This window comes from Kitasatospora sp. NPDC085895 (assembly GCF_040702125.1).
GTDB lineage: Bacteria > Actinomycetota > Actinomycetes > Streptomycetales > Streptomycetaceae > Kitasatospora > Kitasatospora arboriphila.
Window position 1 is genome coordinate 12,107 of sequence record NZ_JBFBJY010000015.1, and the last position, 14,153, is coordinate 26,259.

The following is a 14,153-nucleotide window of genomic DNA, read 5'->3' on the forward strand; positions in this document are numbered from 1 at the left end:
TTGGCGCTCAGCAGGGCCGTGGGCCGGATCCCCTGCCGGACGGAGTTCGCCGCGGAGGTGAAGTCCGACAGCGCGCTCGACAGCGCCTGTGACCGGAAGCTCTCCTCCGCGCGTCCCGCAGCACCAGGTAGCCCAGGGTCGAGAGCACCAGCGACGGCAGCGACAGCGCGAGGACCAGGGTGACGGCGATCCGCCCTCGCAGCCCGAGTGGCCGCCTCACGGGAGGTCCAGACGGTAACCGACCCCGCGGACGGTGGTGATCAGGACCGGTCGGGCCGGGTCGTCCTCGGTCTTCGCCCGGAGCCGCCAGACGCAGGCGTCCACAATGCGGGAGTCCCCGAGGTAGCCGTAGTCCCAGACCCGGTCCAGCAACACCTGCCGGGTCAGCACCTGCCCGGGGTGGAGCGCGAACTCCAGGAGCAGGCGCAGCTCGGTGGGGTCAGCTCGAGCCGGTCGCCGTGCCGGGTGACGATCATCGCCCGGGTGTCGATCCGCACCGCTCCCAGCTCCAGGACCTCCGTGCTGCCGGATGCCGGGTCGACGGCCGGCGCCCCGATTGCCGGGGTGACCCGCCGGAGGACCGCCTTGATCCGGGCGTCGAGTACCCGCGGCTCCACCGGTTTGGCGACGTAGTCGTCCGCGCCGCACTCCAGCCCCACCACCACGTCGATGGGCTCCGAACGAGCGGTGAGCATGATGATCGGCAGAGTCCCGGCACGCCTGATCCGGCGGCAGACCTCGAACCCGTCCGAACCGGGCAGCATCACGTCCAGTACGACGCAGTCGACCTGCCGTGCCCCGGCGGCGAGGACGCGAAGCGCATCGTCGCCATCCGGTGAACCGAGGACCTCGTGGCCGAGGCCACCCAGGGCCAGCACCAGTGCTGCCCGGAGCCCGTCGTCGTCTTCGACGAGCAGTAGCCGTGCCATGCCCGTCCCTCCTCACCGTTGTTGTCCCCGCAGCCTGCTTGCGCTGTGTGTGAGCGACATGTGTGCCGTGTCACCGTTGGGCAACAGCCGCCATCCCGCGCTCCGGCGTGTCATGCCAGGCGGCCTCAATCCCGGTCATGGGCGAGCAACCGAGCCAACGCCCGAAGTGGGCGTCGTCGTACACGTCGGCGGCGCGTTCGTCCGGATCGGACCGCCGGAACACTGGCTGGCAGCCGGGCCGGGCGCACCCGTGTCGATACGGGGATCGCGACGATCGGCTGCCGCCGGGTGGCGTCCCACGGCTCCGGCAGGGGGTCGGCCGTGGCAGTCGGCGCCCCTGCAGTGGCACACGCCCACCGGACCTCCTCCGCGGCCGTTCACGAGGATGTTGCCGCACCGGGCGGATCCTACGAATCACTGGATGCTCCAGCGGTACGGATGGACGGGATCGGTGGGGCGGACGAAGACGTTGAGCTCGCCGTATCGACCCACGGTGACTTCCGTGGGAGTGGCGCGGTGATGGGAGGTCAGGTCTCGGTCCTCCAGTGGCTTCCAGCTGCCGCTGCCCCCGTCCCACTCCGAGCTGTCGACGGTCAGCAGCAGATGCATTGATGCCATGCAGGTCGCCCGCGGCCGCGCTGCTGCGCCACCCGACCCAGCCCTGCTGGGACAGGCGGCTGCCCGTGCCGTTCGTCCGGCCGGGCACCCCGGTTGTCACCGCTGCTCCGCGCCGGGCCCGCCCGCGTGGCCTGCTCCGCGCCGGGCCGGCCCGTCCGACTCCGGCCTTGCGTGGCAGGGGGCGGTGTTCAGGGCCCGGGGGAGCCGAAGGCGCACAGGGTGTAGCCGGTGGGTTCGACGGGGCATCTCACCCGCGCAGGGGCGGGAGCAGAGCTCTGGCCGAGAAGAATGACGGTCAGACCACCAGAGAGCGTCAGGGCCGCCCAGAGCCCGATCATCCACCACTGCCACCGCTTCACCATGTTCCCCCAACCCGGACTTGTCCGTGGTCACCCTAGGCGAGGCGAGACCGACGGTCTCCGGCTGCCGCCCCGCCGTCCTGCCTGCCCTCGGGCCCGGCTTGACCGGCCCCGGCCCGCACTACCGCATTCCGGTGGTGCCGGTGGGTCAAAGCCCTGTTGGGCCGGGCCGTTCATCCGGTTACCACCGCCCCGTGCGCCAGCGGCCTCGATGCTGCGCCGGCCCGGCCGGGCCGCTTGCCTGCCGCAGCGCGGCGCGACCGAGGCCGACGTCGCATGTGCACTGCTGCCCGGCCTGCCCACCTTTGTGCACTCGCCAGTAAGAAGCGGACGGCCGCTACGGTGTCTCTGGACACAAGCAAGATCCAGGGTAGTCGGACCGATGTGAGCGGGAGCCGGTCGTGGCTTCGAATGCGGGGCCGAACAACAGTTGCGGACCGCAGTCGCGTACGGGCTGAGTGCGGTGCACAGCGGGCGGAGAACGGCAGCGCCCAGGGCCGGCAGGAAGGTGTGGTGAGTTCGATCGGTACGGCCGATTCTGTGTTGACGGCGTGGCTGCGCACTCTGGATGCGCCCGGTTTGGGCCGGGTGCTCGCTGCGCGGCCGGATGCGGTGGCCGGCCCGGTGCCGCGCAGCCTAGGGGAGCTGGCCGAGCGGCTGCAGCGCCCCGGGTCGGTGTCCGCGGCGTTGCACCGGGTACCGCTGCCGGGAGTACAGACGGCCGAGGCGCTCGCGGCCCTGGCAGGTCCTGTCGGGGCCGACGGCCTTGCGGTGTTCCTCGGTGTCCCGCTGCCTGACCTGGAGGAGACGCTTCGGGTGCTGGCCGAGCATGCGCTGGTGTGGCCGGACGGGCAGGGGCGGCTGCACATGGCCGCGGCCCTGCGCCGGATGTGGCCTACCCCGCTCGGTCTGGGACCCGGCCTGGAGCAGCTCGCCGGGGCGAAGACATCCGAGGAGCTGCGCACCGTTCTCGCGGTGCTGGGTGTCGGGCAGCCCCGCAGCAAGGCCGAGCGGCTGGCCGCCGTGGTGGCGCACCACAGCGATCCGGTGAAGGTCCGGGCATTGGCAGACGGCGCACCGGCGCACGTCAAGACGATCCTGGAGCAGCATGCCGGCCTGGAAGCCGACGACACGAAGGCCGGTAGTGCACGTCCGCCGGGGCGTGGTCAGGCGGTGCAGTGGGCGCTGGAACGGGCGCTGCTGGTCCGGGTCCCCTACGGGCAGGAGGCGCCGCGGATGCCGGCCGAGGTCGCCCTTGCGCTACGCGGACCTGATTGGTGTCCGTCGTTCACCCCGAAGGCCCCGCTGCCGGAGCTGGTGGCGGTCACCGCCGAGGAGGTGGAGCAGGAGGCCGCCGCGGCAGTGACCGCGTTCGCCGGCCGGGCGGCCGCGGTGCTGGCCGAGTGTGCTCGCCGCCCGCCTGCGCAGCTGAAGGCCGGCGGCCTCGGGGCCAGGGAGCTCGCCCGCCTGGCCAAGGCCACCCGTACCGGCGAGCAGACGGTGCGCCTGGTGCTGGAGATCGCGCACACTGCCGGTCTGCTGGCCCGCTCCGGCGACCAGGTCCTGGCGAGCCCCGCCTACGACGCCTGGACCGAGCAAGAACCCGCCGGGCAACTGGTACTGCTGCTCCGGGCCTGGCGGCGCCACGAGGGCACGCCCAGCCAGTTCCGGGACCGGGACGGCAAGGCGTTGCCCGCCCTGGACAACCCGCCGTGCACCGGCTGCCGCGATGCCCGCCACAGCCTGCTCACCGCCGCGTCCCAACTGCCCGACGGCCACGGTGTACGCCGCACCAGCGAGCTGGGGCCCGCGGTGGCCTGGCACCGGCCACTGGCCGACCGGCTCCCCGACGACAAGACCGTATTCGCCACCCTGATCGGCGAAGCCGAACTCCTCGGCGTCCTGGCTCGCGGCACCCTGTCCCCACTCGGCGAGGCCCTGCTCGCCGACGACCACGACGCCCTCCTCGATGCCGCCGGCAGGCTGCTGCCGGCCGCCAGCACCACCGCCCTGATCGGAGGCGACCTGACCGCCGTCGCCCACGGCGTCCCCTCCACCCACCTGGCCACCGTGCTCAACGCCTACGCCGACCAGGAGAGCGCGAACGCCGCCACCGTCTGGCGCTTCACCCCCACCAGCATCCGCCGCGCCCTGGACGCCGGCCACAGCGCCCGACGCATCCAAGACGCCCTGGCCGCCATCACCACCGCCCCGCTGCCACAGCCCCTCGCCTATCTGATCACCGACACCGCCCGCACCCACGGACGCATCCGCCTCGCCACCGCCGCCACCGTCCTGCACAGCACCGAACCCCCACTCCTCGCCGAAATCGCCGCCCACCGCACCCTCGCCAAACTCGGCCTGCGCCAGATCGCCCCCACCGTCCTGATCAGCCCCAGCCCCCTCGCCACAACCCTCACCGCCCTGCGCGAGGCGGGCTACGCCCCCGTCGCCGAGAACAGTGACGGCACCACCCGCATCGAACGCCTCCCCGCTCAACGTGCCAAGACCACCCGCCCGCCCCGCCACAGCCGCACCGCTGCCGATGACCGATCCGCCATCCCCACCGACCTCGAAGGCCTGACCGATCTCGCCGACCGGCTGCTGACCGCCCCCGCCGCACCGGAGCCGAAACCGGCATCGGAGCCGGTCCGGCGCAGCACGCCCGGCCGCTCCGTGGTCCTGGAGGAATTCACCGGCAGCACCGAGGACGTGATCGCCTCCTACGCCACCCGCCTGTCCGGCAGCGACATCCGCCAACTCGCGCACGCCGTCGACCACGACCTGTCCATCACCATCGACTACCGGGCAGCCACCGGCCGCCACACCACCCGCACCCTCAGCGACCTCGACCTCGACCCGCCCCACCTGTACGCCTGGTGCCACCTGCGCGACGACGAACGCTGCTTCACCCTCGCCCGTATCCAAGGCGTCATGCCCACCTGAACGATCACCACCCTTGGCCGAACCAACCAGCCCCCACGCCTCCTCGGCCTGGCCATCAGGCCACCCGGGTTACACCGCAGGCTGCACAGACCCTCCTGATGCACCGGTGGGCCGAGCGCGACGGCACCTACGACGAACTGGTGGCTCAGCGCTCGGGGGCCCTCACGATGCTCCCGAGCCGGCGGGGACGGCGATGAACAACGGGATTGCACCGGCCGCCGGGGCCGCATCGGGCACCGCCGGAATCTGCGCCCCGTGCCCGGGCAGCGAAGGGCTGCCCGGTACAGGCGGCCGTTGCCTTCACCATCGGTCCTGCGGACGTCGACGCCTGACTCGACCCCGCCCCTACCGGCAGCGACGAACTCCGCGCGCTGCTCCACACCCCCGCCGGCGGCCGGCCCACCGTCACCCCGGTCAGCGCTTTTGCGTGAGCGACGTCCAGGAGGGCGTGTCCGCCTGACAGGCGGCTGATCCGCGGTGCCGGTGCCCTGCCGGTAGGGGGCGGGGCCTGTCGGGGCCTGTCGGTGGGATGCCGGTGGTTCGTCAGCGGAGGTCGGCACCTTTCCAGAGACGGCCGGCCGGAGCTCACCGGGCGGCCCGGTCCCGAAGGAGTCACCATGCACACCCCGGTCACCATCATCGGCGCCGGACTCGGCGGGCTCACGCTGGCCTGCGTCCTGCACCTCCACGACATCCCGGTCACGGTCTGCGAGGCCGATTCCTCCCCGACGGAGCGCACGCAGGGCGGGATGCTCGACATCCACGACTACAACGGGCAGCTCGCCCTCGAAGCGGCCGGCCTGATGGAGGAGTTCCGCGCCATCGTCCTGGAGGGCCGTCAGGCGATGCGGGTCCTCGACCGGGACGGGACCGTCCTGTTCGAAGAGACCGACGACGACACGGGCGGACGCCCCGAGGCGATGCGCGGCGAGCTGCGAGGCATCCTGCTCGCATCGCTCCCGGCCGGCACCGTTCGGTGGGGGCACAGGGTCGGCGACGCCCGCGCCCTCGGGAACGGCCGCCACGAGGTGACCTTCGCCGACGGCACCACCGTCGTGACGGGCCTGCTGGTCGGCGCGGACGGCGTGTGGTCACGGGTTCGGCCGCTGCTCTCCACCGCCACACCGCAGTACGTCGGCACCTCGTTCGTCGAGACCTATGTCAGCGGCCAGCAAGAATTCCCCACGGACGGCCAGTTGCGAGCGTAACCCCCCAGTGACGGTACGACGATTGGATCCGTCGACTTCGAGGGTGCGGTAGGTGCCCGCCCCGTCAGCTGAGGAAGGACTCAGGCCCGAGGCGGCCCCAGGCCACGAAGGCGGCCAGGAGGATGTAGACCAGGTCCACTGCCACGAGCTTGAGTTCGTGGCGCCGGAACCGGGTGACCGCCGCGCCGAGCATGAGTATCACCAGGCCGAGGGCAGCCAGTGGCACCAGAACCGGCGCGATGTCGAGTGTGGCGGGCAGGATGAGGCCGGCTGCGGCCAGGACCTCGACGGCTCCGATGGCCTTGACCCCGCCCGCACTGAAGTCATCGACCCATCGGCCGCTGGCTCCCGCGGCGGCGATTTTCTCCTTGGGTGTGACCACCTTGAAGACGCCCCCCAACAGGTAGACGGCGGCGAGCAGTCCGGCGACGATCCATAGTGCGACGTTCATTCAGCTTCTCCCTGAACGGATACGGATTTCGGCAGTGCACCCGAGACGGCGTTGACGCCGGTAACGGGAGTGCGTAGGGCCTCCCACTGCTGGCGTGTGCTCCCGTGTCGCTGTTCCACTGGTGCCCTCTATGACGGGGTACGCAGGCTGGCTGTGACAGAAGCAGACGTGACCTGCCTCACCTGCCGGGATGTCCCAGGCGGATGGCGAGGACTGGATGCTCTGTGCATCCTCGGACGAGGCGGCGAGGGCGACGCTATGTCATCACGCACCGTCACATTCGCGGCCAGATGGCTCCCCGGTAAGTGGCCGCCGGTGGGGAATTGGAACTGGCCGCCGACAGACCTACCTGTTCGACGCCGACACCCGGCACACCTCCGCCGCGAAAGCGGTCGGCGGCGGGTCGATGATCGCGCCCACGCCGGGCAAGGAGATCTTCGCCCACCGGGAGAGCGGCGACACCCTGCACACCTACGTGGCGCTGTCCAAGCCGCAGGACTGGTTCGCCGCGATCGACTTCACCGATGCCGCCACGGCCACCGCGCGGATCGCGGCAGAGTTCGACGACTGGGCACCGGAACTCACCGCGCTGATCACCGGCAGCGACACCACGCCGGTCCTGCGCCCCCACTACGCCCTGCCGACCGGGCACCGGTGGGACCGGGTGCCGGGGGTCACCCTTGTCGGCGACGCCGCCCACCTCGCGGCCCCGAACGGTGAAGGCGCCAATCTGGCCATGCTCGACGGCGCCGAACTCGGCAAGGCCCTCGCCGCACACCCCGGCGACGTCGAGGCCGCGCTCACCGAGTACGAGCAGGCCATGTTCCCCCGCAGCGCCGAGGTCGCCACCTTCGAAGGCGTCGAGGTCCACCGGATCGACTCCGAGGACAACACGGCCCACGGCCTGGTCACCATGTTCACCGAGTTCACCGAGAAGCGCCGATGAGCCACTCAAGCCCTGGGCCGATGCTCTCCTCACCACCCCCGGGCGGTCGCCGCGCGAGGCTGCCCGGGCCGGCCGGACCGCCCTGAACCCCTTCAAGAACCTGGGTGCATTCAGGAATCCTCGTCAACCGGAGGGCCGTCACATCCCGCCTCGGGTCGGCGCTGCCGGGGCCGCCCTGCCGGGGCGTTCCGGCACGCCGCACCGTGGCCGCCCGATCATCTCCGTCCCGCCGCAGTGGGACCGGGGGTGGACGGGCGGGTGAGCGTCCAGGAGGCGAGGAGGTCGAGGGCCCGTCTGGAGGGGGAGGCGGCTTCGGTCGTGTAGAGGAACAGGACGGTCTCACTGCCGCCGGGCAGGGGGAGGGTTTCGTACGCGACGGTGAGTTCGCCGACCAGGGGGTGCAGCAGCTTCTTGGAGCCGTGGGTCCGCTGGTGGACCCGGTGCTGCCGCCACCAGTGGTCGAAGTCGGCGCAGCGCTCCCGTAGTTCGGCGATGAGTGACCGGGTGGCTTCGTCGCCGGGGTCACGGCCGACGTCGAGGCGGAGGTTCTCGACTGCGGCGCGCGCCTGTGCCTGCCGGTCGACGAACAGGGCGCGTGCGTCCTGGTCGAGGACGTCGACACGGGCGACTGCTGCCGCTGCCGGTCGACCTGACCGACGAAGCCCGGGTCAAGGACGCGGTCGAGCGCGCGGTCGAGCGTTTCGGCGGCTTGGACGTGGTGGTCAACAACGCGGGCTACGGCTTCCTCACGGCGGTCGAGGAGACCGGCGACCAGGAGGTGCGCGACATGCTCGGCGTCCAGGTGAGCACTACCCGATGCTCCGGGCCATGGTCGCGGACCATCTCGACCTGCAGGGCCGTCAGCTCGGCGACCCCGTCGAGGGAGCCGCGGCGATCATCCGCCACGCCACGAACCGGGACAGCCCGCTGCGGCAGGTGCTGGGGTCGGACGCCCACGCCTTCGCCACCGCGAAGGTCGACGCACTGCGGGCCGACCTCGACGCCGCTGCCGCTTCCGCCACCGACTTCCCGGCCGCCTGATCCCCGCCGCCGGCCGGGCGATCCCGCCCGGCCGGCGCAGGACATCGGCCGACCTCGGTGCCCATGAGGCGTACATCAAACGCGGATGCGTCTACCTCGGCACCGTCACCACAGCCGCCCTCGTCATCTGACTCCGCACGTGATCGACCGGACGAGTCCTAGCGCCGTCGGTCCGCCAGCTCCTCGGACGACGCGTCCCACTGGTGCGGGACCTGCGGGAGGGGCGACGGTGCGCCCGTGCCGTCGTGCTGGAGCGAGACCGTGCGGGTGGGGGCGGGGATCGAGATGCCCTCCGTGCGGTACCGCTGGTGCAGGCGCTTGATGAACTCGTGCTTGATCCGGTACTGGTCGCTGAACTCGCCGACGCCCAGGATCACCGTGAAGTTGATCCTGGAGTCCGCGAAGGTGTGGAAGCGGACGGCACCCTCGTGGTCGGGCACGCCGCCGCTGATGTCGGCCATCACGCTGTCGACGACCTCGAGGGTGACCTTCTCCACGTGCTCCAGGTCGCTGTCGTAGCCGACCCCGACCTGGACCAGGATCGACAGCTTCTGCTCGGGCTGGGAGTAGTTCGTCATGTTCGTCCGCGCCAGGCGGCCGTTGGGGATGATCACCAGGTTGTTCGACAGGTTGCGCACCACGCTGTTGCGCCAGTTGATGTCGACGACGTACCCCTCCTCCCCGCTGGTCAGCCGGATGTAGTCACCGGGCTGGACGGTCTTCGAGGCGAGGATGTGCACGCCCGCGAAGAGGTTGGCGAGGGTGTCCTGCAACGCCAGCGCGACCGCGAGGCCGCCCACTCCGAGGGCGGTGACCAGCGGGGCGATGGACACCCCGAGGGTCTCCAGGGCGACGAGGACGCCCATCGACAGCACCACGATGCGGGTGATGTTGACGAAGATGGTCGCGGACGCCGCGACGCCCGTCCGGGACGCGGCCACCGACTGCACCAGCCCGGCCACCACCCGGGCCGCGCTGAGCGTCGCGATGACGATGAGCACGGCCGTCAGCGACTTGTCGACCAGCCCTCCGATCCGGGCGGTGAGCGGCAGCGCCGAAGCGGCCACCGCGGCCCCGGCGACCACGGCCGCCCAGGGGACGACGGTGCGCAGCGCGTCGACGATGATGTCGTCGCCGCTCCACTTGGTCCGGCCCGCGTGCTTGCCCAGCCACTTCATCAGGGCCCGCAGCACCAGACCGGCCACACAGCCGGAGGCCAGGGCGATGCCGGCCACCACCCAGTCGTGCAGGACCAGGTCCCGGGTCACCGTCACCGTCCCGCCTCCGCAGCGTGGAGGGCGAGGGAACGGGCCGCGGCCGGCTGCCGTATGTACTGTGTCGTCACCGTGTCGCCTGTCAGGTCGTGTGGTGCGCAGCCGCATTGGAGCGGATGTGCGCATTCCGAACGGACTGCCATCCTGCCCCATGGCCCGGTCGCCGCCACAGCCGGACCCTGCCTTCCGGCCGTCCGTGTCAGGCGTTCCGCGCGGTGATGCCCTGGGCGTAGTGGAAGAGGCCCGCCGGGTCGTATCGGTGTTTGACCTGGGCGAGGCGGGTGTAGTTGGCGCCGTAGTAGGCGTGCTGCCAGTCGGGGAGGTCGGGGTCGGGGAAGTTGACGTAGGCGCTGTCGGTGTCGAGGCGGCGGCGCAGGGTGCGGTGGGCGGCACGGGTCTGGGCCAGCAGGCGGTCCACCTGGTCGGACGGGGTGCCGGGCTTCCAGTGGGTGCCGATGTCGATGACGTACGTCGCGTCGCGGTGCGGGTAGGCGGTTTCGTCGGGCCGGGGCCGGTCGCTGGTGCCGCCCATGGCGAAGAGGGTGACGTAGCCGGTCGCGCCGGAGGGACCGGGCCGCCAGGAGCGGGTCCACTCGACGACGTCCGCCACGGCGGAGGGGCTCAGCCACCGGTCGGGGACGAGCGACTTGGAGGCGTAGCAGTCCGGTGCTCCGGGGGTGTCCATGAGGTGGTCCTGGGCCGTCCAGAAGTCGCGTTCCTCGATGAACGCCTCGTCGGGGCGCAGTTCGAGGAGCGGGGCGAGGAGGCGGCGCAGGGTGTCCTCGGGGCCGAGGAGCTGGCCGAGGGTCCAGAGCGAGGTCCGGCCGTCGCCGGTGTTCCTGAAGCCGATGCGGGTGTCGAGGTCGCCGGTCCGGTCGGCCTCGAGGAGGCGCTGGAGGTGGTCGACGGCGGGTTGGGCGGCGGTGAGGGGGAAGGCCAGGTCGAAGACGGTGGCACGCTGCCGGTCGACCGGGACGGCGTCGAAGACGAAGGCGGTGTTGATGCCGAAGTTGCCGCCGGCGCCGCCGCGGCAGGCCCAGAACAGGTCGGGGTTCTCGTCGGCGGTGGCGCGGACCGGGGTGCCGTCGGCGAGGACGAGGCGGGTCTCGACGAGACTGTCGCAGGTCAGGCCCCACTTGCGGTCGTTGAAGCCGAGTCCGCCGCCGAGGGTCAGGCCGGCCACGCCGACGCCGGGGCAGCGCCCGCCGGGGAAGTACAGGCCGGCGGCGCGGGCGGCGTAGACGTCGGAGTTGGTGGCGCCGCCGCCGAGGTGCAGCCGCCTCCCGACCGGCGTGACCCGGTTCATCGCACGGAGGCTGACGACCAGGCCGGTGGTGGTCGAGTACCCGGCGTAGTTGTGGCCGCCGGAGCGCGGTGCGAGGGGCACGTCGTGGGCGGCGCACCAGCGGACGGCGACGCGCACGTCGTTCTCGGTGGCGCAGGCGAGCACCCCGGCCGGTCGGATCGCGGCGTAGCGCTGGTTGTCGGCGACGGCCTCCAGCGGGTAGTCGGGGTCGCCGGGCCGGTAGAGGCGGGCGGCCGGGCTGAGGAGGCGGCGCAGCTCCCGCCAGGCGGCGGGCCCGGGGTCCTGGCCGTGGGTGTGCGAGGCGGCGGCCGCGGGGATGGGGGAACCTGGGGCGAACGCGAGACCGGCGACGGCGACGGCGCCGGTGCGCAGGACGGATCGTCGATCGAGCGGCATGGGGCTCCCCGTTCTGCGCGGCGTCCGGCGGGCCCTTCCCGTGGCGCACAGACAGAGGGTGGGGCCGCGCCGTGGTATGAGCGGCAGTGACACTCCGTGGGCGAACGGGGTTCACGCGAACGCCCGCCGCCGGGTGGTCCGCGGCGACCGGTGGCGGGACGCCCCGAACGGGAGTCCGTCTCAGAGGCGTCGGGGGCCGGCGCCGTCCTCGGCGAGCGCGTCGCCGGGGTTCAGCAGGGCACAGGCCTTCATCGAGAGGCAGCCGCAGCCGATGCAGCCCGTGAGTTCGGCCTCCAGCCGTTCGATGGTCTGCCGGCGCTCCTCCAGACGGCGCTTCCAGCCGCGGGAGGCGCGCTGCCACTCGTCGTGGCTCGGCGGCCGGTGGAGCGGGACGTCGGCGAACGCCTCCCGGAGGTCCTGCAGCGGGATGCCGATCCGTTTCGCCACCGAGATCAGGGCGACCCGGCGCAGCATGTGCCGGGGGTAGCGGCGCTGGTTGCGCTCGTCGCGTTCGGACGCGATCAGGCCGAGCTCCTCGTAGAACCGCAGGGCGGACACCGCCGCGCCGGTCCGTGCACTGACCTCGCCGATGGCCAGCCAGTCGTCCGGGGTGGCCCCGGCCTCACCGGGCTGTCGGGTCGTCATGCACCGCCTCCTGTTGACCTCAAGCTTACTTGAGGCCCTACGGTCGGCCGTGCCAGAACGGCGAGCAGCACCGACCCGGAGAGGACGGTAGCCCGATGACGTTTGTGATCGCCCTGCCCTGTGTGGACGTCAAGGACAAGGCATGCCTGGACGAGTGCCCCGTCGACTGCATCTACGAGGGGGAGCGGATGCTGTACGTCCACCCCGACGAGTGCACCGACTGCGGCGCCTGCGAGCCGGTCTGCCCGGTCGAGGCGATCTACTTCGAGGACGACACCCCGGAGCCGTGGCGGCAGTTCAACACGGCGAACGCCGAGTTCTTCACCGACCTCGGCTCCCCGGGCGGCAGCGCCGGGCTCGGCCCGATCGGGAAGGACCATCCGATGGTGGCGGCGCTGCCGGTCCAGGACACCGCCTGACCCGCAGGGGCGCTCGGGTGGTTGATCCAGGGGCGCTGGAGTCACCGCCCGAGCGCCATGTGAAGACGGCCCCTAGGCCTCGCTGATGTTGACCAGCCAGGTGATGCCGAAGCGGTCGGTGCACATGCCGAAGACGTCGCCCCACATCTGCTTCTCCAGCGGGACGGTCACCGTGCCGCCCTCGGACAGCGCCGCCCAGTAGCCGCGCAGTTCGGCGTCGTCGTCGCCGCTCAGGCTCACCGTGATGTTGTTGCCCGGCCGGTGCTCCATGCCCGGCGGGTTGTCGGCGCCCATGAGGGTGTAGCCGCGCGGGGTCACCAGCATGCCGTGCATGATCCGGTCGGCCGTCTCGCCGGTCTGGTCCGGGTCGAACTGGCCGAAGGTGTTCAGGTCCAGGTCGCCGCCGAAGACGACCTGGTAGAACTCCATCGCCTGGCGGGCGTCGCCGTCGAAGCTGATGTAGGGGTTGAGCCGGGATGCCATGAGGGGTCCTCTCCTGACGACGCGTCGGTCTGCCGCAGCGTAGGCGACCGTCCCGCCGTCGGCGGGGAGGGCGCACCGGCCGTCGCCGCATCGGCCCGAACGGAGCCCGGCGGGCCGCGCGGCTACGGGGTGACCGTCCGGCCGTCCATCCGCTCGAACGACGTCGCGACCAGCTCGGCGAGCACCGCACGGTCCACGTCGGCGAGCCGTTCGAGGTAGAGGCAGCCCTTGCCGGTGGTGTGCGGGCCGAGCCGGGCCAGCAGGCCGGCGTACGGCTCGAAGCCCTCGGCGACGTACAGCACCAGCGCCTGCCTGCGCGGGGCGAACGCGATCGGCGGCCACTCGCCCGAGCGGCCGCTCGCGTAGCGGTAGCGGTAGCTGCCGAAGCCGACCATCGACCCGCCCCACATCTCCGCGGGTGCGCCCGTCGCCCCGGCGAGCAGGTCGCACAGCTGCTGCGCGTCGGCGCGCCGCCGTTCGTCGCCCACGCCCGCGAGGAACGCGGCGGGGTCGGCACCCGTCCGCACGGTCTTCGGCTCAGCCGTCGCGGTCACCCATCCCCCCAGCATGCCCGCGGAGGACCGGGCCGTCGGGCGGCGACGCGCGGCGGCGTAGGCTGGCCCGCATGGCCGTGGTCGAGGTGGTGCAGCTCCTGGTGTCGCCGGCGCACCGGTACACCGGACGCCCGTCGGAGGGGCCGTCCCCGGCGCACCCGGACGAACTCGTCGGCAGCGCCGAGGTGCGGCAGGGCCTCGGCCTCGTCGGTGACCGCTACTACGCCCGCCCGGCCCACCGGGACGCCGCCGTCACGCTGATGGCCGCCGAGAACCTCCCGCTCGACATCCGGCCCGGCACGGACCTGCGTCACACCCGCCGCAACGTGCTGCTCCGCGGGGTCGACGTCGACGCACTCCTGGGCCGGACGGTCTCGCTGGACTGCGGCACCGGGCCCGTCCTGCTGGCCGTCCGCCGCGCCGCCCGGCCCTGTGCGTGGATGGACGCCGTGATCGGCCCCGGCGCGCAGCGGGCCCTGCGCGACAGGGGCGGCGTCCGCTGCACCCCGCTGAGCGACGGCGTCCTCACGCTCGGACCGGCGGAGTTCCTCGTCCTGCCCGACTGAGGACCGGCCGGA

The 14,153-nt window shown here is 72.3% G+C and carries 11 protein-coding genes and 5 pseudogenes; 7 read left to right on the plus strand and 9 right to left on the minus strand.

Annotated features, from left to right (window positions below):
• Positions 1 to 216: 216 nt before the first annotated feature.
• Positions 217 to 929: pseudogene (locus tag AB0442_RS12365) on the minus strand (response regulator transcription factor).
• Positions 930 to 1,343: 414 nt separating this feature from the next.
• A complete protein-coding gene (locus AB0442_RS12370) occupies positions 1,344 to 1,547 on the minus strand; it encodes a hypothetical protein (RefSeq protein ID WP_366162457.1) in 204 nt (67 codons plus the stop codon).
• A gap of 983 nt (positions 1,548 to 2,530) precedes the next feature.
• Between AB0442_RS12370 and AB0442_RS12375 the strand changes: the two genes are divergently transcribed.
• A complete protein-coding gene (locus tag AB0442_RS12375; RefSeq protein WP_366162458.1) occupies positions 2,531 to 4,852 on the plus strand; it encodes a helicase C-terminal domain-containing protein in 2,322 nt (773 codons plus the stop codon).
• A gap of 617 nt (positions 4,853 to 5,469) precedes the next feature.
• A pseudogene (locus AB0442_RS12380) lies at positions 5,470 to 6,015 on the plus strand (FAD-dependent monooxygenase); the annotation flags it as partial.
• A gap of 109 nt (positions 6,016 to 6,124) precedes the next feature.
• Here the strand turns inward: AB0442_RS12380 and AB0442_RS12385 are convergent.
• Positions 6,125 to 6,511, minus strand: a complete 387-nt coding sequence (locus AB0442_RS12385) for a DoxX family protein (protein WP_366162460.1) — start codon at positions 6,509 to 6,511, stop codon at positions 6,125 to 6,127.
• 340 nt (positions 6,512 to 6,851) lie between these two features.
• Between AB0442_RS12385 and AB0442_RS12390 the strand changes: the two are divergent.
• A pseudogene (locus AB0442_RS12390) lies at positions 6,852 to 7,457 on the plus strand (FAD-dependent monooxygenase); the annotation flags it as partial.
• A gap of 215 nt (positions 7,458 to 7,672) precedes the next feature.
• On the opposite strand, the pseudogene AB0442_RS12395 reads toward AB0442_RS12390, so the two are convergent.
• Positions 7,673 to 8,068, minus strand: a pseudogene (locus AB0442_RS12395) (transcriptional regulator); the annotation flags it as partial.
• Here AB0442_RS12395 and AB0442_RS12400 point away from each other — a divergent pair.
• A pseudogene (locus tag AB0442_RS12400) lies at positions 8,053 to 8,205 on the plus strand (SDR family NAD(P)-dependent oxidoreductase); the annotation flags it as partial. The pseudogenes AB0442_RS12395 and AB0442_RS12400 sit on opposite strands and share 16 nt — an antisense overlap.
• An 80-nt stretch (positions 8,206 to 8,285) precedes the next feature.
• Positions 8,286 to 8,498 (plus strand): hypothetical protein, encoded by a 213-nt coding sequence (locus AB0442_RS12405; RefSeq protein ID WP_366162606.1) that lies wholly within the window; start codon positions 8,286 to 8,288, stop codon positions 8,496 to 8,498.
• Positions 8,499 to 8,656: 158 nt separating this feature from the next.
• On the opposite strand, the gene AB0442_RS12410 is transcribed toward AB0442_RS12405, so the two are convergent.
• From AB0442_RS12410 to soxR, 3 genes are all read right to left on the minus strand, one after another.
• Positions 8,657 to 9,766 carry a mechanosensitive ion channel family protein gene (locus AB0442_RS12410; RefSeq protein ID WP_366162598.1) on the minus strand — a complete coding sequence of 370 codons (1,110 nt, stop codon included), beginning with the start codon at positions 9,764 to 9,766 and terminating at the stop codon, positions 8,657 to 8,659.
• Between the two features lie 205 nt (positions 9,767 to 9,971).
• Complete coding sequence (locus AB0442_RS12415) at positions 9,972 to 11,474, minus strand: FAD-binding oxidoreductase (protein WP_366162461.1); 1,503 nt, start codon at positions 11,472 to 11,474, stop codon at positions 9,972 to 9,974.
• Positions 11,475 to 11,654: 180 nt separating this feature from the next.
• Complete coding sequence (gene soxR, locus AB0442_RS12420; protein WP_366162462.1) at positions 11,655 to 12,119, minus strand: redox-sensitive transcriptional activator SoxR; 465 nt, start codon at positions 12,117 to 12,119, stop codon at positions 11,655 to 11,657.
• A 95-nt stretch (positions 12,120 to 12,214) separates the two neighbouring features.
• On the opposite strand from soxR, the gene fdxA reads away from it, so the two are divergent.
• Positions 12,215 to 12,538: a ferredoxin gene (gene fdxA / locus AB0442_RS12425; protein ID WP_366162464.1), complete on the plus strand. Its 324-nt coding sequence runs from the start codon at positions 12,215 to 12,217 to the stop codon at positions 12,536 to 12,538.
• A 72-nt stretch (positions 12,539 to 12,610) separates the two neighbouring features.
• On the opposite strand, the gene AB0442_RS12430 is transcribed toward fdxA, so the two are convergent.
• Both AB0442_RS12430 and AB0442_RS12435 read right to left on the minus strand, forming a co-directional pair.
• Entirely contained in the window at positions 12,611 to 13,021 is a 411-nt protein-coding gene (locus AB0442_RS12430; RefSeq protein WP_366162465.1) for a VOC family protein, read from the minus strand.
• A gap of 122 nt (positions 13,022 to 13,143) precedes the next feature.
• Positions 13,144 to 13,575: a DUF1801 domain-containing protein gene (locus AB0442_RS12435; RefSeq protein WP_366162467.1), complete on the minus strand. Its 432-nt coding sequence runs from the start codon at positions 13,573 to 13,575 to the stop codon at positions 13,144 to 13,146.
• 71 nt (positions 13,576 to 13,646) lie between these two features.
• Between AB0442_RS12435 and AB0442_RS12440 the strand changes: the two genes are divergently transcribed.
• Positions 13,647 to 14,141, plus strand: a complete 495-nt coding sequence (locus tag AB0442_RS12440; protein ID WP_366162469.1) for a molybdenum cofactor biosysynthesis protein — start codon at positions 13,647 to 13,649, stop codon at positions 14,139 to 14,141.
• Positions 14,142 to 14,153 lie beyond the last annotated feature (12 nt).